This is a genomic window from Actinomadura macra NBRC 14102, assembly GCF_001552215.1.
Taxonomy (GTDB): Bacteria; Actinomycetota; Actinomycetes; order Streptosporangiales; family Streptosporangiaceae; genus Spirillospora; species Spirillospora macra.
In genome coordinates, this window is sequence record NZ_BCQT01000011.1 from 154,970 (window position 1) to 179,465 (window position 24,496).

Here is a 24,496-nt window from a genome sequence, read left to right on the forward strand (position 1 = left end):
AGCCTCGGTCATCTCTGGCCCTTCGTCGAAATCGGCTTCCCGGTGGGCGCGTATAGGTTCGTCCGGCGAGGATGTGAAGGTCTTTGTTGATCACAGTGACCTTCTCTAAGGCAGGAGGAAAGCTGCCTCCACAGGGGCGATTCAAAAGAGCAACCCGACTGTTTCCTGCCTTTGATGGATTGCCGAAGCAATATTAGAGACTCACTCCTCCGGAGCATTCTCCGCCACGGAAGGCAAGCTCGCTCAGATCAACGGGCGCGCTCGCCGAAACGCGAGGTCGACTCGATATCCCCGCCACCCGTGGAATCGCTGGCGGCGACACTTCGTGCACAACCGGAACCAACGTGCATGGGGAAGGATGGCGGCCAACGCGGACTGCCGGAACGGGCACGCACGCGAGCATCATCCAAACCGCTCTTCGATGACCTGGGCGAACTCGTGACCAGATCCCTGCGTCGTCCGGGCTCGCGCGGATCGGCCGCATCGCCGTTCCGGGTGCGAGCAGGTCGTCGTCTTCCGCGTCGCCGGTCTGGTGGGCGGTCTCCCGGCACTGCCTCCGCGTGCCGCACGCCCTGACTCCGTTGGGTGACGCCGTCATCGCGGCGTTCCGTCGACCACCGATCCGGCACATGCATTCTCCCTCTATTCTCGCGGCCGAAGAATTGATAAGATAAAGGCACCTAGGAAGGGGTCATCGTGACATTTACCGTGCCTTCGGCTGCCGACTACTGCGCATCCTGGATTGACGGATCGTGGTGTGAAAGCGACACGCAGTACCCGGCCATCAACCCCGCCACGGGTCGGCCATTCGCCAATTTGGCGGCGGCATCGACGCATGACGTGGATGCCGCCGTCGCCAGCGCCGAAACCGCCTTTCGCAGTACCCGCGACACGCGACCCGCCACCCGCGCCGCATGGTGTCGCTCAGCCGCCCAGGCGCTGCTCGCCTCGCACGAGGAACTCGCCGAGGTGCTCTCCACCGAACACGGCAAGCCGATTGCCGAGGCCCGCGGCGAAATCCTGTTCGCAGTTCGTGGGCTGGAGATGGCCGCGGAGTCCGTTCTCGCCCTGAACGGGGAGATGCCCCCTGTGCAGGACACGAACAAGCGGGCGATCGTGCGTCGCGAGGGACTGGGCGTGTGGGCGGTCATCACCCCCTGGAACTTCCCGGTGAACATTCCGGTCGAGTATCTCGGCCCGGCCCTCGCGTCCGGCAACGCCGTGGTCTGGAAGCCGGCCCCCACAACGGCCGTCGTGGCGGCGAAATTCCGGGAGATCCTCCTCGCGGCAGATTTTCCGCAGGAGTTGCTGCAGTTGGTGATCACAAACGATGTCGCGGTCGCCAGCCACCTGGTGACGCATCCGGGGATTGTCGCGGTCGGCTTCACCGGTGGCAGCGGGACCGGTCAATCCATCGCCCAATCGGCCTGGGACAAGAAACTTCTGCTTGAGCTGGGTGGAAACTCGCCCATCGTGGTCCTCGGTGATGCCGACCTCGAGATCGCCGCCGCGGCGATCTCGAACGCGGCGTTCTGGAACGCCGGCCAGGTGTGCAGTGCCGCCGGCAAGGTCCTGGTGGCGGCGTCCTGTGCGGACGAGCTCACCCGGCTGCTCGCGAAACGAGCCGCGGACACGGTGGTGGGGTCCCCGCTGGATCCCAAGGTCACCATGGGTCCGGTCCACCTGGAGTCCAGCATCGCTCGCTACGACCGGCTGATCGAGGACGCCAAGGAGCGTGGCGCGGACATCGTGACGGGGGGCGAGCGGATCCAGGACCAGGACGGCTTCTTCTTCCCGCCCACGGTCATCACCTCCGTCGGTCGTGACGCCGCGCTCTTCACCGAGGAGACCTTCGGCCCGGTCGCCTCGCTGTCGGTCTTCGACGATGAGGAGGACATGGTCGCGGCCGCGAACGCCGGCGACTTCGGGCTCGTCGGTTCGTTGTTCACGACCAACCTCTCCAAGGCCTTCCAGATGGGCGAGCGCATCGACTGTGGGCTGGTGGTGGTCAACGACTCCTCCAACTACTGGGAGTTCAGCCTTCCCTTCGGTGGCGCGGCCGGACGTCGGTCTGGTCGGGGCCGACTTGGCGGCCACTGGGTCATCGACGAGTTCAGCCAGATCAAGACCCTCGCGATCGACGTCCGCTGACCTACTCGGAGGGCAGGGCCACGTCCAGCTCGGTCAGGGCCGCGACCTCCTCGAAGCCGAAGCCGGGGGCGACAGTGTCGAGCCGGAACTGCGCCCCCTGCCAGCGGAAGACGCCGAGGTCGGTCACGACGATGTCGACGAGCCCGCGCCCGGTCAGCGGGTAGTCGGCCCGCTCGACGAGCTTGGGCCGGCCTTGGGCGTCGCACTGGGTCATGAGCACGATCACGGTGCTGCCGCCTGCGACGAGGTCCATCGCCCCGCCGATCCCGCCGCCGACCATGCCGGGGGCGCTCCAGTTCGCGAGGTTCGCCTGACCGTCCACCTGGAACGCCCCGAGGACGACGGCGTCGACCCGGCCACCGCGGATCATCTCGAAGGACGTGACGCTGTCGAAGAACGAGGAACCGTCGTGCAACGTCACGTACTGCCCGCCGGCGTTGTACACGGCAGGGTCGAACTCCTCCTGCGCGGCCACCTGCCCGTACCCGAGGACACCGTTCTCCGAGTGGAGCACGATGTCGCGACCCTCGACGTAGTTCGAGATCAACGTGGGGATCCCGAGACCGAGATTCACGTAGCCGGGCTCGGGGAGCAGGGACGCGGCGATCTCGGCCATCTGGTCCCTGGTCCATGCCCGCTTGCCGTTGTACTCCCGAGCGCTGCTCCCGGTGCGGCCCGCGCGCCGGGTGGGGAACTCGATCGGCACCTCGACCGTCGCGGTGACCACCCGATCGACGAAGATGCCGGGGAGCCCGACCTCCTCGGGGTCGATCACGCCGTCGACGATCTCGTCGACCTCGGCGATCGCCACCCGGGCGCCCTTGGCGAAACTGGGCATGAAGTTGCGGCCGACGCCCCGGAACTGCAGGTTCCCGAAGCGATCCGCCCGTTCGGCGCGGATGAGCGCGTAGTCGACCTTGAGCCCGTGCTCAAGGACATGCTCGACACCGTCGATGACGCGGGTCTCCTTGCCCTCGGCGATCGCCGTGCCCACTCCGGTGCGGGTGAAGAACGCGCCGATCCCGGCGCCGCCGGCGCGGAGCCGCTCGACCAGGGTGCCCTGGGGAACCAGCTCGACGTCGATACGGCCGGCCGAGATCTGCTCCTCGGCCGCGGACGTCCCTTCGCCCGCCCGCGCGGAGAACGACACGATCAACCTGTTGACCTGGCAGTTCTCGATCAGGGTGTTGGAGCGGTACGGGCCGCTGCCGAGGGAGTTGGCGACGATGCAGAGCTCCTTCGCGCCCTGCTGCCGCAACGCCACCGTGAGGCTTGATGGAAAGCTGTGGACCATCCCGAAGCCGGCGATGGCCACGCTCGCCCCGTCGGGGACGTCGGCGACGGCGGCCTCGGGGGAGGGATAGATCTTGTTGATCGTCATGGCATTCCCTTCAACTCGTCTCTGTCACGGGCCCGCGAGGCGGAACCGGGGACGTCCTCGACGGGAGGGGCCACGATGTTCGTGATCATCCGGGGGCCCTCGGCGTCGCCGATCACTTCGGGGGCGGCCTTGACCCGGTTGCCCGGTGTCCTCCTGGCCATGCTGGCCGTGCAGACCACGCCGTGCCCCGCCGCGCCCGCAGCATCTCGATGAGCCTGGTCACGCCCGCCCGTCGATTCTCATAACGCCTCCTTGCTGCCGGTGAAGTCCGGGTCCGGCAGCACTGCCTCCTGGTCCTGCCCCAGGGTCGGCGCCGGAGCCGGGTCCGGCGGAACGTAGCCACGCATCGTGAGCGGGAACCCCTTGCGGCGAGAGTCGCGGTCGCCCAGGAAGACCCGTCGCTCACGGAACCGTGGTTCACGCCTGCGTTCGGCCGCCGAGAGCACCGGCGCGTTGGCCACTCCCGCCTCGGTCAGGGCAAGGACGCATTCCGCCCGGGAACGGGCGCGGGTCCATGCCCCGATCAGCTCGTCCACGAGAGCCTCGTGCTCCCGCCACCACTCCTCGGATCTCCCGGTCAGCTCCTCGGGTGCGACGAGCCTGGCCAGCGCGTCCCGTTCGGCCTGGCGGTGGCACGCGACCGCGACCCATTGGCCGTCACCCGCGCAGGGGTAGACGTCGTGCGGGGTGCCGCCGGGACGCCGGTTACCGGTGGGCGCGGGGAGCACGCCCGTCGCGGTGTGCTCGGCGATCCGGTCGGCGAGGGTCCAGCTGATGAGCTCGCGCTGCGAGACGTCCAGATGGACGCCGCGGACGCCGCGCTCCAGGCAGTAGGCGACGAGGCCAGCGCCGAAGAGGGATGCCGCCTGGTCGGGGTAGTTGACCGCGGCGGACGACCACATCGGCCCGCCGCCCGGGTATCCCGTCACGGAGGCCAGCCCCGACAGGAGGTCGAGCGTCGACCCGTACGATCTGCGGCCGGCCTCGGGGCCGTCCTGTCCCTGGCTGGACAGGGACAGGTAGACAAGCCGTGGGTTGACCGCGCGCAGGGTCTCGAAGTCGGCCCCGAGCCGCCTGGTCACGCCGACGGTGAAGTTCTCGATCACGACGTCCGCCTGGGCGGCGAGCCGGTGCAGCTGCTCGCGACCGGCCTCGGTCTTGAGCTCCAGCACCACACCCAGCTTGCCCGCGTTGTTGGACTCGAACATGGGGGAGACGCCCCGACCGTCCGGGGCCTGGCCCGCCACCGGCCATTGCCGGAACGGGTCCGGATGGCTCGCCGACTCGACCTTGATCACCGTGGCCCCGTAGTCGGCGAGAAGCCGTCCGGTGGCCGCGCCCGCCGTGATCGTCCCGAGGTCCAGCACGGTCACGCCCGCGAGCGGCGCGTCCCCTCCGGTCCGGGGGGTGCGGGGGATCGTCCTGTTACGGGAGACCGAAGCGGCCGTGCGTCCGGTCGACGTCGACGGTTCCGGTGCCGGCGCCTGCCGCCTGGTGTGCTCCCACGCCTGCGCCGCGGCCGGGTCGTCGGCACCGAGCGCCGGCGGCGGTCCGGAGCGCCAGGGCAGCCCCACGGCACGGACCGGAGGCCCGACGGGCGCGACCGTTCTCCCGCCCTGCCGCGGTCCGCGGAAGAAGCCGCGCGCCTCGTACTGCGGGTCGTCGTGCAGGTCGCCCAGGTCGGCGCTGAAGCCGGCAGCAAGTCCCAGGGACTGCGCCCGCTCGTAGATCGTCCGCTTGGGCAGACGTGCCGCCCACCGCTCGATCACCGGCCACCACTGCTCCGGATCGGGGAGCGACGCCGGTGCGGACTCGCTGACGAGCCCGATCAGCAGATCCCACTGCTCGGGTTGGAAGATGACGCCGACCCAGCCGTCGGCCGCGCGGACGATCCGCCACTGCCCCGCGGCGGCGCCCGTGCGCGTCGGCGCGGTGGCGGCGACGGTGGCCTCGATGTCGCTCTTCCAGTCGATGTACGCCGCGACGTCGCACAGGGCGACATCGACGACGTCCCCCTGCGCGACGTGCGCGCGGCGACGGAGCGCGAGCATCGCGCCGAAGAAGCCCGCGAAGGCGGCGGCATGCGCCGTCTGTTCCCCGCCGAGGGTCAACGGGGAACGGTCCGGCTCGCCGATCATCGAGGCGAGGCCGCCGTAGCACTCGGCGAGCAGGCTGTCGCCGGGGTGGTCCGAGCGCGGGTCGTCCAGGCCCGCTGCCGTCATGCTCACGGCGACGAGGCTCGGCCACGTGCCGCGGATCTCCGGCGCGCTCAGGCCGACGGTCCGTGCCCGGGTGGGGCCGAGGTCGGTGAGCAGGACGTCGGCGCTGTCCAGCAGGCGGGTCAGTGTCGTCCGGCCGTCCGTCGTGTCCAGATCGACGACCACACTGCGCTTGTCCGCGTCGAGGCTGGAGAAGGCGAAACCGACGCCGTGCTCGTCCAGGGGCTCCCGCGTCCTCAGCGCATTCCCGCCGGGTGGCTCGCACAGGATCACGTCGTGTCCCAGCCCGGCCAGAAGCCGGCCACAGACCTTCGCGGCCACGCCGCTGGAGAGCTCGACGACCCGCAGTGCCGTATCCGGGTCGAGCCACCCGCTACCGTCCCGCTCCTCGCCTGGTCGTGTCATCGGCTAGCGCGCCACCTCGGTGGCGCCCGGCCCGGTGCGCTCCCACTCCCAGCCGCCCTCGGGACGGGGCCAGTTCAGCACCGTGGCCGCCGTCCGGCCGAGCATCCAGACCTTGTCCTCCTCGGTGAGGAAGTCGAGCGTGTACCGCACGTGGTCGAGGTTCTCCCGCCAGGTCGCCCCGCGCACCCGCGTCGTGTCCGAGGCCCACATGAGCCGCTGTGGCCCGTACGCGTCGTAGACACGGCGCAGTGTCGGGGTCAGCGACGGATAGGGGTACGGCTCGGCCGTGTAGTCGGGGATCGCGGAGTACTTCATGTAGACGTTCGGGTACTTCACGAGCGGGAAGATGTCGTCGATGTGGGCCCAGAGGTCCTGGGTCAGCGGGTCACCGATGATCAGGCCCATATGGTCGACGATCAGCCGGAGGTCGGGGTGCCGCTCGGCGATCGCGGCGACCTTGCGGACCTCGGGTCCGTAGATCAGCAGCATCAGGGGGATACCGAGCCGTTCCGCGGCCGCCCAGAACCACGGGAACGTGTCGACGTCGATCCAGTCGCGTCCGCGGAAATCCGGGTAGCTCATCCGGATGCCGCGCATCCAGGGGTCGTCGAACCAGTGCTCGATGCGCTCCCGATCCGGATCCCAGAGGTCGAACCTGCCCATCACGCCGAACCGGCCGGGATGCTGCGCGGCCCAGGCGAGCTGCGGCGAGTTGTCGTTCCCCGCCCAGATGGCCGGGACGATCGCCACGGCGTCGATGCCGAGTTCGTCCATCCGGGGCAGGATCTGCTTCGGCGTGGACTCCGGGGACCCGCTGTAGCTCTCGCCGATGTCCGGCCAGGGCCTGTCTGGTGTGTTGGCCAGGAACATGTGGATCTGGGTGTCGAGAATGAACACGCCTCCCCCTCCTCAAGGTTGCCGAACGGTCGCTTCCGTCGGCGACGTCGCCCGTGGAATGGCCGAAATGTGCCGGTACCAGAGCCGCCACGGCGTCGTCTTCCTGGGCCACGAGGCGGGGCCCGGGGTCCAGTCGCTCGTGTTGACCAACGTGCGCAGCGTCGCGTGGACCTGCTCGTCGGTGGCGTCCGCCTGCTCGTAGACGACGAGGAAGCGCGGGCAGCCGGGTTCCGCATGCTCCAGTTCGTGCCACAACCTGTACCTGGTCCCCCGGCTGAAATTGCCGATGGCCATGACCTCGGGCATGTGGACGTTGGTGTAGAACTCGTCGAACGCCTCCAGCTCGTCGCCGACGTCCGCGGGCGGCTCGATCCCGATGATGTAGATCGCGCCGGGGGTGCCCGTCGAGGGTGAGGTCTCCGCGACCTTCTCGTAGACCACCCGCCAGCGATGGGTGAGCAACTCCGGCCAGAGCGGCGCGTCGTTGGTGTAGCTGGGACGGGTGCCCGCGGGGGCGGTCGTTCCAGCGAGGTACGCGGTGGCCGCCTGCTCGCTCTCGACCTCGTAGGCCGCCAGGTACGCCCCGCCGAAGTCACCCCGCGGGTCCGGCACCTGAAGGGCGTAGCGGTGCGCGGCCAGGAACCCCGGATACCTCGCGAGGACCTCGGGAATGTGCGTCTCGTCGTAGAACCGGTTGAACCGCGCGACGTCCGCCGGGTCCGAGCTGCCGAAGTCGAGAGCGATCCAGTACAGGAAGCTGCTGGAGAAGGGTGCCGCTGTCATTGCCCTCCGTCCTTGCCCACGGCCCGGCGGTAGGTCGCCGCACCGTCGGAGAGGACATCGCTTCGGGCCTGGATCTGGGCGCGGAGGTCCTCGCCGTACCGCAGTGCCGTCGTCCAGTCCGAGATGTGCTGGGGGATCTCGTGCAGCGCCCGCTTCGACCAATCGAGGCTGACCGGGTCGAACCGCGCGAGATCACGGGCGAGCTCGACGGCGGCGTCGGCGAGCTCGGCCAACGGGACCGCCTCGTTGACGAGTCCCCACTCGGCGGCGGTGGTGCCGCTGATGCGCTTGGTGGTCAGCACCATCCAGGCCGCCCGCTTCGGCGAGAGGCGCAACTGGGTCGACGGCCCGGCGAGCCCGGGGTACAGGCCGAACCCGAGCTCGGGCATGCCGAGCCGGGCCTCGTGCGCCGCGATGGCGAGGTCGGAGGAGTTGACCAGCGTGACGCCCCCGCCGAGAGCGAACCCGTTGACGGCCGCGATGACGATCGCGGGATGGCGCCGGATCTTCTCCTGGACCGCGTGCCAGCTCGTCCGCCTGCCCTCCACCGTGTCGTCGGCTTTGGTGCCCTCCTCGCCCGCCTCCTTGAGGTCGACTCCGGAGCAGAAGGCGGTGCCGGCACCGGTCAGGATGATGACCCTGGCCGTCCCGTGGCACGCGTCCAGGGCGTCCAGCAGCGCCGACCTCGCGGCACGGCTCATCGCGTTGCGCTTCTCCGGCCGGTTGAGGGTGATCCGTGCGACGCCGTCGCCGAGGTCCTCGTGCAGGACGAGCCGCTCGCTCGCGTGCGCGCTCATGCCGCGGCCTCCGGGCGCTCGACGGCGAACTTGAGGATCGTCCGCTCGCTGAAGCCGGGCTGGAACACGGCCCGGACGGGCAGGTCGAAGGCGAGCTCGTCCGGCGTCTCCACGAGCGTGCTGATGACGGCCGGTCCCTCGTCCAGCTTGACGTAGGCCACCAGGTACGGCCTGACCTCGTCGAAGGCGGTGAAGTACTTCTGGTGCATCCTGATCCAGGACCACAGCCGCCCCTTGCCGCTGACCGCGCGCCAGCTGAAGGAGCCGGAAAGGCAGCGCGGACACACCTCGCTGTCGGGGAAGCGGTATTCGCCGCACGAGTCGCAGCACTGCAGCCGCAGCTCGTTCTCGGCCAGGCCGTCCCAGTACGGCCGGTTCGCCGGGGTGATCTCCGGCAGCAGTTGCTCGTAACTCTCGACGCTCATCGTGTGGCCGCCTCGTCATTGGTGAGGATGTGCGAGGTGACGATCGGCGACGCGCACATGTACTGCACCGTCGCGCATCCGGGCACCTGTCTGGCACCGGCCTCGCCGCGCAGCTGGCGCACCGATTCGACATGGTGCGCCCAGCCCTGCATGTAGCTCTCGCTGGTGTGCCCGCCCGCCGTGTTCAGCGGACGCGGCCCATCGTGACGGATCTTCTTCTCGTCCACCCAACGCCACCCTTCGCCGCGCGGCGCGTGGTTGAAGCCCTCCAGGGTGAAGAGGATGGTGGGCGTGAAGTTGTCGTAGATCTGCAAGCAGTCGACCTCCTCCGGCGCGATGCCGGTCTGCCGGTAGAGTCGGCTCGCCACGTCCTGGCAGGCGGAGAAGAAGAAGTCCTCCGCCGTGTAGTAGTTGGTGACGTGCGCCATGCCCGCCGTCGCGGCGACGCGCACCGGCGGCTTGCGAAGCGACCTCGCGCGCTCCATCGAGGTGACGATGAAGGCGACGGCACCGTCGTTGATGAGGCAGTAGTCGAGCAGCCGGAGCGGCTCGGCGATGAACCGGGACCCCAGGTAGTCCTCGCGGGTGAACTCTTCCTGTAGGACGGCGACCGGGTTGAGCGCGGCATGCCGGCGGTTGTTGATCGCCAGCGGCGCCAGCGCGTCCTCACCCGCCCCGTACATGCCCCGGTATCGCTGGTACATCATGGCGACGTACGCGCCCGGCGAGGTCATGCCGTACATCTCGTCATAGGCGACCGTCGGGCCGCCGCCCTCGCCGCCGTACCGCATCCTCGCCGACCGCCCGTTGTTGCCGTAGACGCACGCGACCACGTCGGCCGTGCCGCTCGCGATCAGCGCGACGGCCTCCTGGAGGGCGACCCCGCTCATGCGTCCCGTCCCCTCAAGATCGTGGACGAAACGGGGGTGCTGGAGGCCGATCACGGTGGCCAGCCGGTCGTACCCCACGCGGGAGCAGAGCAGGCCGTCGATCTCGTTCTTGTCGATCCCGCAGTCCTCGATCGCCTCCCGGAGCGCGCCGGCCGCCAGTGCGTAGGCGTCCCGGGGCCGATCCGTGGCGGCATAGAGCGCGCGGAAGTCCGACTGCCCTACTCCCACAATCGCGATATCAGCTGGCTCGTGCTGCATGCGTCTCTCCGGTCGGTTGGCCATGGCTCGCCCGTCTGAATCGGGCACGACTTTCTCGGGGTACGCCGCTGCTCGGTCAGGCCGAGGACGCGGCGGACCGACATCCGCCCAGAGCGGTCATGCTCCAGAGGCTCGTTCTTCTTCCAGCTTCGCGATGGCGGTGAGCGCCGCTTCCTTCGCGGCCTCCACGTGCAGCCGGGCGAGTTGGGCGGCGCGGTCGGCCGCCCGGTCCGTGATCGCGGCGACGAGGTCGCGATACTCCTGGTCGGACCTCTCCCGGCGTCCGGGAACGCTGAGCGACAGCCGACGCAGCGCGTGGATGCGGGCGTGCAGCGGTGCGAGGGTGGACTCCAGCAGGGCGTTTCTCGCCCCCGCCAGCAACAGCTCGTCGAAGTGGTAGATCGCGGTGAGCTGGTCGTCGTCGCTCTTGCCCGGTCGTGTGAGCTTGACCAGTTCCAGGACCTCGGCGTCCGTGGCGCGCTGGACGAAGAGCGACGCCGCTTCGGACTCCAGTGCCGCGCGCACCTCGTAGACCTGCCGGACGTCATCACTGCCGAGCACCGCGACCCGCACGCCCCGCTTGTTCGACGTCTCGACGAGGCCCAGTGCCTGGAGATGGCGGACCGCCTCGCGAATCGAGGTTCGGCTCACGCCGGTGAGCTCCATGAGCTCACGCTCGGTGAGCCGGCGCCCTGGCAACAGCGTGCCTTCGAGGATGGCCTCCCGAACTCTGCGCACCACTAGCTGCGGGACCGTCTCCGCAGGGCGGTCGATCCGCAGGTCCGGTCCGGTCTCTGGCATGCCATCTCCTCACACTTTGTATGACGTAATATAGTCGTACGTCATCACAGGGTCAACTTCCACCAGGTGTATCGGCCCGGTGGTTGTGCGCCCTAACCGCCGGTCAGCAGCGACAACGCCGTCCTCTCGGCAGACCTGCTCCGCAATCCGGCGTTGACGCGGCATAGTATGTCTGATTTAGTACGTCATACAAAGTCCCACTCGGTCGGACAGGATGACCTTCTGTTCGCGCACGTTTGCGGAGCACGGCAGCCAAGGACACCGACCGATCTCGTTCCGGGCAAGAGCTCCCATCGCACCCGCACCAGCGTCTTTCTAAGGAGGAAGGATGTTGAGTCGAATTGTCGGCAAGGGGCAGAGGAGACATCCCCGGATGCTCGCGCCCATGGTGGTCTCCGCCATGGCCGTCAGCCTCGCGGCCGCATGCTCTTCGGGCTCGTCGGAGGGACAGGGGGGTGCGTCCGGGGGAATGCTTCGCGTCGGCGTGGTCGCCAGCACGATCTCCACCATCGACGCCTACTCCAACCTGCGATCACAAGACTTCTACGTACGCAACGCCACGATGTTCGAGCCGCTCGCCCACCGGACGAAGGACGGCGGCTTCCAGTGGGCACTCGCCACCGGCATCACCCACAACAAGGCCAACACCGAGTGGACCGTCAAGCTCCGTCCGAACGTCAAGTTCCACGATGGGAGCGCGTTCGGCGCGGACGATGTCATCGCGGTCTTCAAGCGGGTCCTCGACAAGAAGAACGCGCTCATCGAGCGCAACTACATTGACTTCATCGATCCCAAGGGCATCGAGAAGGTCGATGACCTGACGGTGCGGTTCACGCTGCCCAAACCGTACGGGCCGTTCGAGTTCGCCGTGTCCAACAGCAATATCATCTTCTACAAGAAGGACTCCAAGCCCGAGCAGGCGATGGGGACGGGTCCGTTCAGCCTCGTCTCCTTCACCGCCGGGCGCGAGACGGTCGTCAAGAGGAACGACAACTACTGGGGAACGAAGCCCAAGATCGACAGGGTCAAGCTCATCAGCTTCAAGACCGCGGAGGCGTCCACCAACGCGCTGATCGGCGGCCAGATCGACGCGAGCTCCAACATCCTCCAGACCTCGCTTCCGACGATCGAGAAGACGCCGGGCCTGAAGGTCATGAAGAGCGACGTGAACCTGAAGGTCAGCATCGGCATGCGCGCCGACACCCCGCCCTTCAACGACGTGCGCGTCCGCCAGGCGATGCGACTGATCATCAACCGCAAGCTCGCGCTCTCCAACGCCTTCGACGGCCTCGGGGAACTGGCCAATGATCACTCCGGCTTCGACCGCTGCAAACCGGACGTCCCCCAGCGGGACCAGGACCTTCCCCAGGCCAAGAAGCTGCTCGCGGACGCGGGGAAGTCGAACCTCACCATCGACCTGGAGACCGGCGCGAACAAGCCCGGCATGCTCCAGCTGGTCCAGATCCTGGCCGAGGACGCCAAGAAGATCGGCGTCACCATCAAGGTGCAGAAGATGGAGCTGGGCGCCTACCTCGAGAAGTGGGGCAAGCGGACGTTCTACACCGGGTACGACACACGGCCCTACCTGGAGGGCGTACCCGAAATGATCAGTAAGGACGATGTGCTCAACCACCAGCACTGGCACGACCCGGAGTTCGAAGCGCTGGCCAAGGACCTTTACGCCACCTCCGACGTGCAGGAACAATGCGAGATCCAGAAGAAGATGAAGAAGATCGAATATGAGCGGGGCGCGAGCATCCTCACCGCGACGAATCCCACGGTGAGCGTGTTCTCCTCGAAGGTGCACGGCCTCGTTCCGGAATTCCCCTCGGGAAACCTGTACGACTTCACCAAGGTCTCCATCGACCACTGAGCAGGTAGGGCGGTGTCACGCGGACCGGAGTTGCCCTCCTCGGAGCAGGACCCGACGAGGGGGCATCTCCGCGTTCCGTCAGCACGCAGTCGTGGCTAGGGGGTGTCTGTTCATGGCGTTCCGACACCCCCTGGCCCGAACGACGACCCGACACGTTGAACGGGATTGTTGCAATGGCTACTGAGACGATCGACAAGGCGGTCGAGGTCGCCCCGACCCCGCGCCACTCCCGACGAGCCGCCCTTGCGTGGCCTATCGGCCGACGTGCGCTGACGGGCGTGGTGACCTTGTGGTTCATCTCCGTCATCGTCTTCGTGGCGACGCAGGCGATGCCCGGCGACGTCGCGCACATCATCCTCGGACCCAGCGCGTCCACCGAGCAGGTGGCCCAGCTGAACCAGAACCTGGGTCTCGACCAACCGCTGCTCAGCCAGTACTGGGACTGGCTGAGGAACGTCCTCACCGGCAACATGGGCAACTCGCTGGTCAGTGGTCAGCCCGTGTCCGAGCTCCTCTCCGAACGAATCTTCAACTCCGCGACGCTGACCGTGATCGCGATGATCTTCATCCTCCCGCTGTCCCTGGTGATCGGCCTGCTCGCGGCCGTCCTGCGCGACAAGCTGTTCGACCGGGCCTACCTCGGCACCTCGCTCGTCGTGACGGCGACCCCCGACTTCGTCATCGGCAGCCTCGTGATCGCCCTGTTCGGCACCGTCGTCTTCAAGGTCCTTCCCCCGGTCTCGCTGATCCCTCCGGGTGACGCGCCCTGGGAGCACCCGCGGCAGCTCGTGATGCCGCTCGCCGTCATGGTGCTCGTCGGAGTCACCTACCTCTCGCGCCTCGTGCGCGTCTCCTTCATCGACGTGCTGGAGAGCGAGTACGTGCAACTCGCGATCATCAAGGGTCTGTCGATGCGACGGATCCTGTTCCTGCACGCATTGCCGAACGCGCTCGCGCCCAGCATCCCGGCGGCGAGCATCATGGCCGCCTACACCATCGCGGGCTCGGTCGTGATCGAGTACTTGTTCGCCTATCCCGGCATCGGCTCGGCGCTCGTGGACGCCGTCGCCGGCCATGACCTGCCGATGATCCAGGCCATCATCATGCTCATGGCGGTCGCGTTCTTCTGCTTCAACCAACTCGCCGACGTGCTCGGAACCCTGAACAAGTCCCGCTAACAGACGAAGGAGCGTGCGGCCATGATCCGAACGCGACCCAGGGAGCAAGGGGTCCAGGCTCCGCCCAGGAATCTCACCCGCCGTGTCCTGACCTCCCGTCGGACCCGGCTCGGGCTGATCATGATGCTGACCATGATCCTCTTCGCGGTCGTCGGCCCCTTCCTCGCGCCCCACTCGCCGACGGCGGTCATCGCGAAGCCGTACGCATCGCCCGGCGACGGCCTGCTGCTCGGCGCCGACTCGCTGGGCAGGGACATCGTCTCGCGCGTCCTCAGCGGTGGAGCCAACCTGACCTGGATGGCCATCGTCGCCACCTTCGGGGGCGTGACGCTCGGCACCACCATCGGGTTGATCGCGGCCTTCGCCGGCGGGGTCGTCGACACGCTCCTCATGCGGATCGTCGACGTGCTGCTGACCTTCCCGACGATCATCATGGCGATCCTCTTCATCTCCATGGTCGGGCCGAGCCGGGTGATCCTGGTGATCCTGGTGGCGATCGGTCTCACCCCTGGCATGGCGCGCGTGATGCGCGGCGCGGCGCGTCCGGTGATCAGACGGGAGCACATCATGTGGGCGCGGACGGTCGGGCTCTCGTCCCGCCACATCCTCTTGCGTGGGGTCCTGCCGAGTGTGACGTCCCCGCTCATGGTGGAGATCGGGCTCAGGCTCATGTGGTCGGTCGTCGGCCTCGCCTCACTGAGCTTCCTCGGCTTCGGCGTCCAGCCCCCCGCCTCCGACTGGGGGCTCATGGTCAGCGAGAACAAGGACGGCCTCGCCATCCAGCCACTTGCCGTCTTCATTCCCGCCGTCTGCGTCGCCCTGTTCACGATCGGGGGCAATCTCTTCGCCGAGGGCGCCGCCCGCGTGATCGGGCGCACCGAAGGGGCTCGTTCATGAACGCCGTCGACGTCACCGGACTCACCGTCACCCTCGACGACGGCAGTGTGATCGCCAACGATGTGTCCTTCGGCCTGGAGAGCGGCCAGGTCATGGGGCTTGTCGGCGAATCCGGCTCGGGAAAGAGCACGGTCGCGCTCGCACTGCTCGGCTTTGCCAAGGCCGGTGCGAACATCACCGGCGGCAAGGTCGTGGTGGGCGGTGTCGACCTGCTCGCGCTCCCACCGAACGAGTTGCGCGAGGCGCGCAAGAAGCTCATCGGCTTCGTGCCCCAGGACCCCGCGACGGCGCTCAACCCGGCGTTGCGGATCGGCGCCCAGCTGACCGAGGGGATGCTCGGTACCAAGAAGGAGAACCTGCCGAAGATCCGCCGGGTCCTCGAAACCGTCGGCCTGCCCTCGGACAACGCCTTCCTGCGACGTCATCCCCAGGAGCTCTCGGGTGGCCAGCAACAGCGCGTGGCGATCGCCATGGCCGTGGGGAAGGGGCCGAAACTGATCGTCTTCGACGAGCCCACGACCGGTCTGGACGTCTCCACCCAGGCACGAGTCCTGGAGATGGTCGCCCGTCTGTGCGCGGACAACGGCATGGCCGCCGTCTTCGTCTCGCACGACCTCGCGGTCGTCGGCGCCGTCGGCGACCTGGTGACCGTGATGTACGCCGGGCAGATCCTGGAGACCGGATCGCGCGAGGAGGTCCTGCACTCCGCCGCACACCCCTACTCCATCGCGCTGCTGGAGTCGGTCCCGTCGACGCGTCAGCGGTTGCCGCTCGTCTCCATCCCCGGCCGGGCGCCGGCGGCGGGAGCCGAGTTCGATGGTTGCGTGTTCGCGGACCGCTGCGCGTTCGTCGAGGACCGTTGCCGCGACTCCGCACCCCCGCTGGTCGCCACGTCCACGGGCAGCGCGGCACGCTGCGTCCGTGTCGAGCACGTCCTGCGGAACCAGAATTGCCTGGTCAAGGAGCCTCTGCACCGTGTCGAGAGCAGGGAGGAAGACGGCGCGTCCGTCCTCAGCGTCCGGAACCTGAACGCCTCCTACGACCGGACCCAGGTCCTGTTCGACGTCTCCTTCAACGTCGCTCCCGGCGAGTGTCTGGGCGTTGTGGGCGAGTCGGGCAGCGGCAAGACGACCATGTCCCGCTGCCTGATCGGGCTTCACGAGGACCAGTCCGGCAGCTTCGAGATGGCCGGGAAGCCGCTTCCGCCGCGGTTGCGGGACCGGAGCAAGACGGTCAAACAGCAAATGCAGTACGTCTTCCAGAATCCCTACGGTTCGCTGAACCCCCGCGAGACCGTCGCGACCGCGGTGATGGTACCGCTCAAGCACTTCTACGGAGAGCGGGGCAAGGCAGCCCGCGGCAAGGCCCAGGAGGCCCTGGAACGCGTGGAGATCCCGTGGCGGCTCGCGGACCGCTACCCTGCCGAGTTGTCGGGCGGTCAGCGTCAGCGGGTGGCCATCGCTCGCGCTCTTGCCTGCAACCCCTCGCTGCTGATCTGCGACGAGGTCACCTCGGGTCTCGACGTCTCCGTCCAGGCCTCCGTCGTCGAACTGCTCCGGACGCTACAGGACGACGGGCTGAGCATGATCTTCATCACCCACAACCTCGCCGTCGTGCGCAGTATCGGTGACCGTGTCGTCGTCCTGAGCCAGGGGCGCGTCGTCGAGTCGGGAGCGGTCGAGTCGGTGCTCACCGCACCGCAGCATCCCTACACCCAGGGGCTCCTCGCCGACACGCTGGAGGTCGACCGTCCCGACACCGAGACGAGCGATCTCCCCGGATGAGACCGACCTCCCACGGGTGCTCCGACCCGTGGGAGGACCGTCGCATCTGGCTGACCGCCTCCAGTCGGGGCCAGCCAGATCACCGCGAAGCCAGAGCTAGGCGATCTCCGATCGCCTAGCTCTGGCTAGTTCCGATGGCATGCTCGATCCTGCCGCGCGTGGGGAACTTCGGGAAGGGCGCTCCGGGCCTGTGGGTCGAACACGGCCGGATGTTGGAAAAGGGCACCGGACCAGCGGTTCTCCAGCTCGACGGTGCGCAGATGAGACCAGCCGGCACCGCGGTAGAAATCATGCAACCGGTAGTTGGTGCGCCACGCGTCGAGCCTGATCCACCGTGCGCCCTGGCGGGCGGCCAAGTCGATCGTCCAGCGAAGAAGCAGTTCGCCCAGCCCCTGACCGGCGTGTTCGCGGGCCGTGGCCAGTTTGGCCACGTAGCGCGCTGGTTCTGCGAGTTCTTCAGGAGTCCAGAAGTCGGCGGGCCCGTCGGTGGAGACGGTGACGGTCGCAATCGCGGATCCGTCCTGGTGGACCAGGTACATCTCGCCGCGTTCGATGATCGGCGCGACCCGCTCGGCGGCGAACCCGGAGGCCCACTGGTTGATGCCACGGGAGGTCAACCATTCCGCCACGCCGTTCAGCAACGCCAGTACCTCGGCCAGGTCGTCGGCGGTGGCCAGATCGATGGTCCTCACGCGCCCTGCCCGAAGATCGAGCCCGCGCGGTCACCCGGCAAGGTCGTGATGCTCACCCGCACCGGCCGGCCGGTGGTGCACCGGTCGATCCGCAGGTCCGGTCCGGTCTCTGGCATGCCCTCTCCTTCACACTTTGTATGACGTAATATAGTCATACGCTACTGTCGGGGGTCAACCTATAGCTGACCTCACGGTTGCTGTGCGCCTCTATCGCCGGTCAGCAGCGACGACGCCACCCTCTCGGCAGCTCTGGGCTTCCTTCCGATGGTGACGCGCCGTGGTATGTCTGATTTCGTACGTCATACAAACAAGCGGTCGGCACGGCAGTCAGCACCTGCAACGAGCAGCGCCAGGCGCCGGCGGACGCTGCGTCACGATGTGCAGGCCCGGGTGACCATTCCCTGTCCCGAATGTCTTCTGATCAGCGGGGGACGAAGCCCGCCCGGTAGGCGATGATCACAAGCTGAACGCGGTCGCGGGCGCCGAGCTTGGCCAGCAGATGGCTGATGTGGGTCTTGACGGTGCCGGCGCCGATACCCAGCCGCACCGCGATCTCGGCGTTCGACAGACCTGCGGTGACCAGGAGCAGGACCTGGCGTTCGCGGCCGGTGAGCGAGGCGGGCAGCGCCGGCGGGGCGGCGGCGGGTTCGGGACGGGCGCAGAACTCCTTGATCAGGCGGCGGGTGACGGTCGGCGCAAGGAGCGCCTCGCCCGCCGCGACCACGCGGATCGCGGCGAGCAGGTCGGCGGGCGGTGCGTCCTTGAGCAGGAAGCCGGACGCGCCGCCGCGCAGCGCCGCGTAGACGTACTCGTCCAGGTCGAACGTGGTCAGGATCAGAACCCGGGCCGTGCCGGCGGAGGTGATGAGCCGGGTGGCGTGCAGGCCGTCCATGCCGGGCATCCGGATGTCCATCAGCACCACGTCGGGCCGCTGGGTGCGGGCCGCTTCGACGGCGGCGGCGCCGTCCCCGGCCTCGCCCACGACGGTGAGGTCGGGAGCGGTGCCGACGATGCCGCGAAGCCCGGCGCGCAGCAGCGCCTGGTCGTCGGCGACCACGACCCGGACGTTCACGCGGCCGGTTCGGCGATGGGCAGCCGGGCGACGACCTGGAAGCCGCCGCCGGGAATCGGAGCGGCCCGCAGGGTGCCGCCGAACAGGCGGGCACGCTCGTTCATCCCGAGCAGCCCATGGCCGGGCCTGGGCGAAGCCGGGCAGCCCCGCCCGGCATCGGTGACCTCGACGACCAGCGCGTCGTCGCGATAGTCCAGGACGACGCGGGCCGTTGACGCGCCCGCGTGCTTGACCACGTTCGTCACCGCCTCCTGGACGATCCGGTAGACCGACAGCTCCGCTCCGGCGGGCAGTGGTCGAGCGGTCCCGCGGGTGCGCAGGTCGACCTGGACTCCGGCGCGGGCCGTTCGGTCGATCAGCGCGTCCAGATCGGCCAGACCCGGCGCGGGTTCGAGGCCGGGCTCGTCGTCGGTCCGCAGCACGCCGAGCAGGCGCCGCATCTCGGTGAGGGTGCCGCGGCCGGTCGCCTGGATGGCCTCCAGGGCGTCGCGCGCCTCGCCGGGACGCTCGTCGATCACCAGTGCGCCGAACCCGGCCTGCACGGTGATCACGCTCATCCCGTGCGCGACGACGTCGTGCAGTTCGCGGGCGATCCGCAGCCGCTCCTCGGCGACGCCTCGCTTGGCCCGCTCCGCCATGAGCCGCTCGGTGTGCCCACGGTGCAGCCGGGCCCCGTACGCCACCGCCCACACCGCGGCGAACACCACGGTGAACAGTGCCGCCCCGCCCCGTCCACCCAGCGCCCACACGCAGGCCAGCGCAACGGCGAGCCCGGTCCACGCGGTGCGGGGACGGCAGCGGTACCCGAGCGGGAACAGGACGTAGGCCATGGACAGGAACCCCAGCACGATCGCCCGGGGCGCCGCCGCCCAGACCACCGCCAAACAGGCCAGTGACACCGCCAGGGACGGCACCGGGCGGCGCCATCCCAGCGCGATCGGGGTGGCGGCGAGCGGCGCCGCGACGGCCGTCGCCGGGCCCCCGCCCTCGTTGATCAGCATCATCGTGGCCAGGCACCCGTAGCCGACGGCGGCGAGCCGGATCGGCCACGTCCAGAGGCGCTGCATGCCGCCAGCGTAGGGAGGCGAGTGCCCCGCGCGCATCGGCCGGCCGGCCTATGCCGCACGGCAGAGCGAGCCGCCGAGGTGCGTTCCGCAGAGGGACGCGACCGGCCGCGTCACCGAGGATCGTCGATCGCATGATCGCAGTCCACGAACTCGTCAAACGGTACGGCCGCGCCACCGTCGTCGACCACCTGTCTTTCGAGGTGCTCCCCGGCAGGGTCACCGGCTTCGTCGGCCCCAACGGCGCGGGCAAGTCCACCACCATCCGCATGATCCTCGGCCTGGACACTCCTACCGGCGGCCGCGCGCTGATCGGCGACAGCGCCTACCGTTCCCTCGCCCGCCCGCTGGAGACCGCCGGCGCGCTGCTGGACGCCGCCGCCATCCACGGCGGCCGCAACGCTCGCGCCCACCTGATGTGGATGGCGGCCGCGGGACGGCTGCCCCGCCGCCGCGTCGACGACGTCCTCGAACAGACCGGCCTCACCGCCGTCGCCCACAAGAGGGTGCGGACGTTCTCGCTCGGCATGCGGCAGCGCCTCGGCGTCGCCGCGGCGCTGCTGGGCGACCCCCCGTGCCTGCTGTTCGACGAGCCGGTCAACGGACTGGACCCCGAAGGCGTCCGCTGGATCCGCACGTTGATGCGGGACCAGGCCGCGCAGGGGCGCACCGTGCTGGTCTCCAGCCATCTGATGAGCGAGATGGCCCTGACCGCCGATCACCTGATCGTCATCGGCCGGGGACGCCTGATCGCCGACCTGCCCGCACGCGACCTGGTCACCGCCGACGTGCTCGTGCGCGCCGACCGGGCCGAGGAACTCGCCGGCCTGCTACGTGCCGGCGGCGCCACGGTCCGGCCCGAACCGGGCGGCGGGCTGGCCGTCACCGGCGCGACCCCCGAGGAGATCGGCCGGACGGCGGGCGCCGCCGGCATCGCGGTCTACGAGCTGAGCCGGCGCGAGACCTCCCTGGAAGACGCCTACCTCGACGTCACCGACGCCGCCGTCGAATACCGGGCCGAGCGATGACCGGCGCGCTGCACGCCGAGTGGATCAAGCTGCGCAGCGTCCGCTCCACCTACGTGATCCTGGCCGTCACCCTCGGCCTCGGCCTGGGCGTGGGGCTCATGGGCGTCTCCTCCACGGCCGCGCATTGGGCCACCCTCCCGGCGGCGGACAAGGCCGCGTTCGATCCTGTCGGCGCCTGCTTCGAGGGCTTTCAGTACGCCCAACTCGCCCTCGTCGTCCTCGGCATCCTGGTCATCGGCCCCGAGTACGGCACGGGCCAGATCCGCGTGACCTTCACCGCGGTGCCGAGACGCCGGACGGTGTTCCTGGCCAAGGCCGTCGTCCTCGGAGCGTTCGCCTCGGTCGTGAGCCTGGTGAGCGTGTTCGGCACCTTCGCGCTCTGCCAGGTCGTGCTCTCCGGGAAGGACCTGAACGTCGGCCTCGGGGAACCCCGCGTGTTGCGCGCGGTCGTCTGCGCGGGCCTCTACATGGCGGTGGTCACGATGGTCGGGTTCGGCCTCGGCGCGTTCCTGCGGCACACCAGCGCCGCGCTCGCGGCGGCCTTCGGCCTGGTGTTCCTGGCATGGCCGGCCGCCCGCGCCGTGGAGGGCATCTCCAACCTGCCGAATCACCTCGTCCTGGTGAACGCCGCCGAGGCGCTGGCGACCGTCCACGATCCCGCGGGCCCGCACGCCACCCGCGTCCCGTCCTTCGGAACGGCTCTCCTCGACCTGATCCTCTACCTGGTCGTCTTCCTCGGCCTCGGCGCCTGGCGCCTCACCCGCGACCCCTGAGCCTTGTGGGCCAAATCCATGCGGTGCCGGACGAACGGCGGGTTCTCGGTGCTGGTGGAGCCGGTGCTGGTGGAGCCCGGCGTCTGCGGTGAGTCTCATTTGAGGCTTCCGGCGGTGACGCCGCCGACCACCCAGCGGTTGAACACCACGTAGATCACGATCATCGGCAGTGTGATGATGGAGAGGGCGGAGAAGAGGAGTCCGTAGTCGGTGGCGTGCCGTCCGGTGAAGGCCAGCAGGCCGGTCGGGATCGTCTTCAGCGCGTCATCCTGAATGTAGAGCAGGGCGAGGAGGAACTCGTTCCAGCTGGCGAGCGCGGAGAAGATCGCCACGGTGGCCAGGCCCGGCTTCAGGAGCGGGACCACGATCATCAGGAAGACGCGCAGGTCACCGGCGCCGTCGACGCGGGCGGCCTCGAAGAGTTCGGCCGGCAGCGCGTCCAGGTAGACCTTGAGCAGGTACGTCGCCAGCGGCAGGCCCATCGCGGTGTAGGGCACGATGAGCGCCCAGCGGGTGTCGGTGAGGCCGAGGTCGGTGAACATCGTGTTCTGCGCGATGAAGTACGACTGCAAAGGGAGCAGGAGTCCCAGAGCCAGCAGGGCCATGAAGGCGCCGCGACCGCGGAACTGGAATCTGCTGAACGCGTAGGCCGCGGCGGATCCCAGCACCAGAATCGCCAGCACCGAGGTCGCGGTGACGACGAGGCTGTTGAGCATGTACTGGCCGAGTCCGCCGACCTGCCAGGCGGTCTTCCACTGTCCGAAGTCGATGCCGTCCGGGGGCGCGAACGGGTGGGAGAAGATGTCGGAGTTCGATTTGAAGCCGGACAGCGTCATCCAGATCATCGGGAGGAAGAAGATCAGGGCGAGCAGCCCGAAGCCGATGCCGAAGAGTGAGCGGGAGATCCGCCGGGCCCGGACGGCGGGGGCGGCGGCAACCGCCGTGCCGCGCGTCCGGGTCCTCGCCAGGGTTCCGTTCATGCCGCCGTCCTCTCGCTCCGGGCACGCAGGCGCATGAAGACCAGACCCGCGAGCACGACCAGCGCGGTCATCACCACGGCCATTGCGGACCCGTAGCCGACCTCACCGTCGGTGAAGGCGACGCGGGTGAGGTACGTCGTCGGGATCTCGGTCGCGTTGTACGGGCCGCCGTTGGTGAGGACGTAGAACAGGTCGAAGCTCTGAAATCCTCCGGTCACGCACAACAGCAGGCACGCCTCGACGGCCCTGCGGATCACCGGGACCTTCACCTGAAAGAAGATCCGCAGTTCTCCGGCGCCGTCCAGCCGGGCCGCCTCGATCACCTCGCCGGGGACCTGCCGCAGCGCGGCGTAGAAGATCGCCATGTAGAAGCCCGCGTACACCCAGCCGGAGACGACGCAGACCGCGGCCAGGGCGGTGCCGCTCTCGCCCAGCCACACGTGCCGCAGGCCGTCCAGCCCGACGGCTCCGAGGGTGGCGTTGGCCAGGCCGAAGTCGCCGTTGTAGACGAAGGACCACAGCACCGCGACGACCACCATCGGCAGCATCACGGGTGCGAAGAGGGCCACCCGGAACCAGGTCGACTCGCCGCGCCGCGCCGCGAGCACACCCGCGAGGGCGAGGCCCACCAGGACTTCCAGGACGATCGTGGCCGCGATGTAGATGGCGACGTGCGTGAAGGAGTCCATGAAGACCGTGTCGTGGAAGGCGCGGGCGTAGTTGTCGAAGCCGACGAACTCCATGGGCCCGAAACCGGACCATTCGGTCAAGCTGAACGCGCCGGTGGCGATCATCGGGCCCAGCACGGCGAAGCCGAAGACGAGCAGGGCGGGCCCGGCGAACAGGTAGGGCGTCGCGCGGTGGTTCGGCTTCACGAGGTGCCCGCCTTGCGCGCGGCGGCGGCGAGCGCGTCCTCCGGCTTGTTCTTCCCGCCGAGGACGAGGGAGACCGCCCGGTAGAACGCTTCCGCGCGCTTGAGTTCGTAGCCGGTGTCCGGGGGCAGGACGAGCGTCTTGGCGTCGGAGAGCAGGTCGTTGAGGCGGGTCGTGCGCGGGTCGACGGGAGGACCGCCGGGGGCGGGCTTGGCCTGCGGGACCGTTCCAGATTTGGTGAACGCGGTCACGTTGGCGCCGGAGTTGGCCAGCGCGAGGAAGTCGGCGGCCTCCTTGATCTTCTTGCTCTTCGCGTTGATCACGTAGCCGGTGGCGACGCCGATGACGCTGTTCTGGTCGCCCGAGCCGGACACGGACGGGAGGTTGACGTAGTCGATCTCCAGCTTGGGGGCCTCCTCGATCGCGGCGGTCACCAGCCACGAGCCGATCGGGTGCATGGCCGCCTTCCCCTGGAGGAACATCTGGTCGCCCTCGGTGTCGTTGAGCGCGCTGGCCGTCTCGTTGAGGCACTTGTGCTCGCGCAGCTGCGCCACGTGCCCGAGCGCGTCGCTCCAGCCGGGGCTGTCGAAGCCCGCCTTCCCCGAGAGGACCTGGGCGTACGAGGACTCGCCCGCCACCCGGGAGACCAGGTGTGCGATCCAGTTGCCGACGGGCCACAGGTCCTTGTTGCCGGCGGCGATGGGGGTGATCCCCTTGGACCTCAGGGCGTCGCAGGCCGCGAGCAGCTCGTCCCAGGTCTTCGGGGGCGCCACCCCGGCGCCGGACATGACCTTGGTGTTGTACCAGAGCACGTTGGTGACGTCGGACGCGAACGGCACCATGACGGTCTTTCCGTCGACCTTCATCAGGTTGTAGGCGGAGTCGCCGATCAGTCCCTTGAGAGGGCCGTCATTGACGTAGGAGCCGACGTCGGCGGCGAAACCGTCCTTGACGCGGGTGGCGAGCCGGTCGCCGGCCCACTCGAAGTAGATGTCGGGGGACTTCCGGCCGTTGAGCAGGCTCGGCAGGCCGACGCTCTGGTACAGGTCGTCGTCCTGGAAGTTGAGCTGCACCTTCATGCCGGGATGTGCCTTCTCGTACTGCTTGGCGATGTCGTTCCAGACCCGGATTTGCGCCTCGCCCGGCGAGACCATGGCGATCCGCAGGACGTCGTCGCCCGCGCCCTGGCCGCCGCCGTTCCCGCATGCCGCGAACATCATCATGGTGGAGGCGGCACCGGCCAGGAGACCGATCGTCCTCTTCAGTCGGTTCATGA

22 protein-coding genes are annotated in these 24,496 nt (G+C 68.8%); 7 read left to right on the forward strand and 15 right to left on the reverse strand.

The window, feature by feature from the left end:
- Positions 1-696: 696 nt before the first annotated feature.
- Positions 697-2,151, forward strand: coding sequence for an aldehyde dehydrogenase family protein (locus tag AMA02S_RS20480; RefSeq protein WP_169806865.1), 1,455 nt, complete (start codon positions 697-699; stop codon positions 2,149-2,151).
- A gap of 1 nt (position 2,152) precedes the next feature.
- On the opposite strand, the gene AMA02S_RS20485 is transcribed toward AMA02S_RS20480, so the two are convergent.
- From AMA02S_RS20485 to AMA02S_RS20520, 9 genes are all read right to left on the reverse strand, one after another.
- A complete protein-coding gene (locus tag AMA02S_RS20485) occupies positions 2,153-3,532 on the reverse strand; it encodes a 3-oxoacid CoA-transferase (RefSeq protein WP_218005064.1) in 1,380 nt (459 codons plus the stop codon).
- Positions 3,529-3,693 (reverse strand): hypothetical protein, encoded by a 165-nt coding sequence (locus AMA02S_RS42015; RefSeq protein ID WP_157430746.1) that lies wholly within the window; start codon positions 3,691-3,693, stop codon positions 3,529-3,531. The genes AMA02S_RS20485 and AMA02S_RS42015 overlap by 4 nt, the downstream gene beginning before the upstream one ends.
- A 78-nt stretch (positions 3,694-3,771) precedes the next feature.
- Positions 3,772-6,156 (reverse strand): CoA transferase, encoded by a 2,385-nt coding sequence (locus tag AMA02S_RS20490; protein WP_067460975.1) that lies wholly within the window; start codon positions 6,154-6,156, stop codon positions 3,772-3,774.
- A gap of 3 nt (positions 6,157-6,159) precedes the next feature.
- Complete coding sequence (locus AMA02S_RS20495; protein WP_067460976.1) at positions 6,160-7,053, reverse strand: amidohydrolase family protein; 894 nt, start codon at positions 7,051-7,053, stop codon at positions 6,160-6,162.
- Positions 7,054-7,065: 12 nt separating this feature from the next.
- Positions 7,066-7,836, reverse strand: coding sequence for a DUF4286 family protein (locus tag AMA02S_RS20500; protein WP_067460977.1), 771 nt, complete (start codon positions 7,834-7,836; stop codon positions 7,066-7,068).
- Complete coding sequence (locus AMA02S_RS20505; protein WP_067460978.1) at positions 7,833-8,633, reverse strand: enoyl-CoA hydratase/isomerase family protein; 801 nt, start codon at positions 8,631-8,633, stop codon at positions 7,833-7,835. The genes AMA02S_RS20500 and AMA02S_RS20505 overlap by 4 nt, the downstream gene beginning before the upstream one ends.
- On the reverse strand, positions 8,630-9,058 hold the full coding sequence (locus tag AMA02S_RS20510; RefSeq protein WP_067460979.1) for a Zn-ribbon domain-containing OB-fold protein: 429 nt from the start codon (positions 9,056-9,058) through the stop codon (positions 8,630-8,632). Before AMA02S_RS20510 ends, AMA02S_RS20505 begins: the two co-directional genes overlap by 4 nt.
- Entirely contained in the window at positions 9,055-10,206 is a 1,152-nt protein-coding gene (locus AMA02S_RS20515) for a thiolase family protein (RefSeq protein ID WP_084265402.1), read from the reverse strand. Before AMA02S_RS20515 ends, AMA02S_RS20510 begins: the two co-directional genes overlap by 4 nt.
- Before the next feature lie 117 nt (positions 10,207-10,323).
- Entirely contained in the window at positions 10,324-11,007 is a 684-nt protein-coding gene (locus AMA02S_RS20520; protein WP_067460981.1) for a GntR family transcriptional regulator, read from the reverse strand.
- A 328-nt stretch (positions 11,008-11,335) separates the two neighbouring features.
- Between AMA02S_RS20520 and AMA02S_RS20525 the strand changes: the two genes are divergently transcribed.
- From AMA02S_RS20525 to AMA02S_RS20540, 4 genes are all read left to right on the forward strand, one after another.
- Entirely contained in the window at positions 11,336-12,880 is a 1,545-nt protein-coding gene (locus AMA02S_RS20525; RefSeq protein ID WP_084265403.1) for an ABC transporter substrate-binding protein, read from the forward strand.
- 173 nt (positions 12,881-13,053) lie between these two features.
- Entirely contained in the window at positions 13,054-14,058 is a 1,005-nt protein-coding gene (locus AMA02S_RS20530; protein ID WP_084265404.1) for an ABC transporter permease, read from the forward strand.
- A 21-nt stretch (positions 14,059-14,079) separates the two neighbouring features.
- Complete coding sequence (locus AMA02S_RS20535; RefSeq protein ID WP_067460983.1) at positions 14,080-14,955, forward strand: ABC transporter permease; 876 nt, start codon at positions 14,080-14,082, stop codon at positions 14,953-14,955.
- Positions 14,952-16,739, forward strand: a complete 1,788-nt coding sequence (locus AMA02S_RS20540; protein ID WP_067460984.1) for an ABC transporter ATP-binding protein — start codon at positions 14,952-14,954, stop codon at positions 16,737-16,739. The genes AMA02S_RS20535 and AMA02S_RS20540 overlap by 4 nt, the downstream gene beginning before the upstream one ends.
- 125 nt (positions 16,740-16,864) lie before the next feature.
- Here AMA02S_RS20540 and AMA02S_RS20545 read toward each other — a convergent pair whose 3' ends face one another.
- The 3 genes from AMA02S_RS20545 to AMA02S_RS20555 all read right to left on the reverse strand — a co-directional run bounded on the left by AMA02S_RS20545 (position 16,865) and on the right by AMA02S_RS20555 (position 19,570).
- Positions 16,865-17,431, reverse strand: a complete 567-nt coding sequence (locus AMA02S_RS20545; protein ID WP_067460985.1) for a GNAT family N-acetyltransferase — start codon at positions 17,429-17,431, stop codon at positions 16,865-16,867.
- A 421-nt stretch (positions 17,432-17,852) separates the two neighbouring features.
- Positions 17,853-18,503, reverse strand: coding sequence for a response regulator (locus AMA02S_RS20550; protein ID WP_067460986.1), 651 nt, complete (start codon positions 18,501-18,503; stop codon positions 17,853-17,855).
- Entirely contained in the window at positions 18,500-19,570 is a 1,071-nt protein-coding gene (locus tag AMA02S_RS20555; protein ID WP_067460987.1) for a sensor histidine kinase, read from the reverse strand. Before AMA02S_RS20555 ends, AMA02S_RS20550 begins: the two co-directional genes overlap by 4 nt.
- Positions 19,571-19,701: 131 nt before the next feature.
- On the opposite strand from AMA02S_RS20555, the gene AMA02S_RS20560 reads away from it, so the two are divergent.
- The gene (locus tag AMA02S_RS20560; protein WP_067460988.1) at positions 19,702-20,595 is read left to right on the forward strand and encodes an ATP-binding cassette domain-containing protein; all 894 of its coding nucleotides are present in this window, start codon (positions 19,702-19,704) and stop codon (positions 20,593-20,595) included.
- Positions 20,592-21,368, forward strand: coding sequence for an ABC-2 transporter permease (locus AMA02S_RS20565; protein ID WP_067460989.1), 777 nt, complete (start codon positions 20,592-20,594; stop codon positions 21,366-21,368). The genes AMA02S_RS20560 and AMA02S_RS20565 overlap by 4 nt, the downstream gene beginning before the upstream one ends.
- A 95-nt stretch (positions 21,369-21,463) precedes the next feature.
- On the opposite strand, the gene AMA02S_RS20570 is transcribed toward AMA02S_RS20565, so the two are convergent.
- Genes AMA02S_RS20570 through AMA02S_RS20580 form a run of 3 tightly spaced genes read right to left on the reverse strand, consistent with a single transcriptional unit; the run spans position 21,464 to position 24,494 of the window.
- A complete protein-coding gene (locus tag AMA02S_RS20570) occupies positions 21,464-22,348 on the reverse strand; it encodes a carbohydrate ABC transporter permease (protein WP_067460990.1) in 885 nt (294 codons plus the stop codon).
- Positions 22,345-23,223 carry a carbohydrate ABC transporter permease gene (locus tag AMA02S_RS20575; protein ID WP_067460991.1) on the reverse strand — a complete coding sequence of 293 codons (879 nt, stop codon included), beginning with the start codon at positions 23,221-23,223 and terminating at the stop codon, positions 22,345-22,347. The genes AMA02S_RS20570 and AMA02S_RS20575 overlap by 4 nt, the downstream gene beginning before the upstream one ends.
- Complete coding sequence (locus AMA02S_RS20580) at positions 23,220-24,494, reverse strand: ABC transporter substrate-binding protein (RefSeq protein ID WP_067460992.1); 1,275 nt, start codon at positions 24,492-24,494, stop codon at positions 23,220-23,222. Before AMA02S_RS20580 ends, AMA02S_RS20575 begins: the two co-directional genes overlap by 4 nt.
- Positions 24,495-24,496: the final 2 nt, after the last annotated feature.

Bases quoted from the DNA above. Each gene is read 5' to 3' on its own strand.
- AMA02S_RS20485 (WP_218005064.1), bottom strand. From the start codon at position 3,532: ATGACGATCAACAAGATCTATCCCTCCCCCGAGGCCGCCGTCGCCGAC.
- AMA02S_RS42015 (WP_157430746.1), bottom strand. From the start codon at position 3,693: ATGGCCAGGAGGACACCGGGCAACCGGGTCAAGGCCGCCCCCGAAGTG.
- AMA02S_RS20490 (WP_067460975.1), bottom strand. From the start codon at position 6,156: ATGACACGACCAGGCGAGGAGCGGGACGGTAGCGGGTGGCTCGACCCG.
- AMA02S_RS20500 (WP_067460977.1), bottom strand. From the start codon at position 7,836: ATGACAGCGGCACCCTTCTCCAGCAGCTTCCTGTACTGGATCGCTCTC.
- AMA02S_RS20505 (WP_067460978.1), bottom strand. From the start codon at position 8,633: ATGAGCGCGCACGCGAGCGAGCGGCTCGTCCTGCACGAGGACCTCGGC.
- AMA02S_RS20510 (WP_067460979.1), bottom strand. From the start codon at position 9,058: ATGAGCGTCGAGAGTTACGAGCAACTGCTGCCGGAGATCACCCCGGCG.
- AMA02S_RS20515 (WP_084265402.1), bottom strand. From the start codon at position 10,206: ATGCAGCACGAGCCAGCTGATATCGCGATTGTGGGAGTAGGGCAGTCG.
- AMA02S_RS20520 (WP_067460981.1), bottom strand. From the start codon at position 11,007: ATGCCAGAGACCGGACCGGACCTGCGGATCGACCGCCCTGCGGAGACG.
- AMA02S_RS20525 (WP_084265403.1), top strand. From the start codon at position 11,336: ATGTTGAGTCGAATTGTCGGCAAGGGGCAGAGGAGACATCCCCGGATG.
- AMA02S_RS20530 (WP_084265404.1), top strand. From the start codon at position 13,054: ATGGCTACTGAGACGATCGACAAGGCGGTCGAGGTCGCCCCGACCCCG.
- AMA02S_RS20535 (WP_067460983.1), top strand. From the start codon at position 14,080: ATGATCCGAACGCGACCCAGGGAGCAAGGGGTCCAGGCTCCGCCCAGG.
- AMA02S_RS20540 (WP_067460984.1), top strand. From the start codon at position 14,952: ATGAACGCCGTCGACGTCACCGGACTCACCGTCACCCTCGACGACGGC.
- AMA02S_RS20555 (WP_067460987.1), bottom strand. From the start codon at position 19,570: ATGCAGCGCCTCTGGACGTGGCCGATCCGGCTCGCCGCCGTCGGCTAC.
- AMA02S_RS20560 (WP_067460988.1), top strand. From the start codon at position 19,702: ATGATCGCAGTCCACGAACTCGTCAAACGGTACGGCCGCGCCACCGTC.
- AMA02S_RS20565 (WP_067460989.1), top strand. From the start codon at position 20,592: ATGACCGGCGCGCTGCACGCCGAGTGGATCAAGCTGCGCAGCGTCCGC.
- AMA02S_RS20570 (WP_067460990.1), bottom strand. From the start codon at position 22,348: ATGAACGGAACCCTGGCGAGGACCCGGACGCGCGGCACGGCGGTTGCC.
- AMA02S_RS20580 (WP_067460992.1), bottom strand. From the start codon at position 24,494: ATGAACCGACTGAAGAGGACGATCGGTCTCCTGGCCGGTGCCGCCTCC.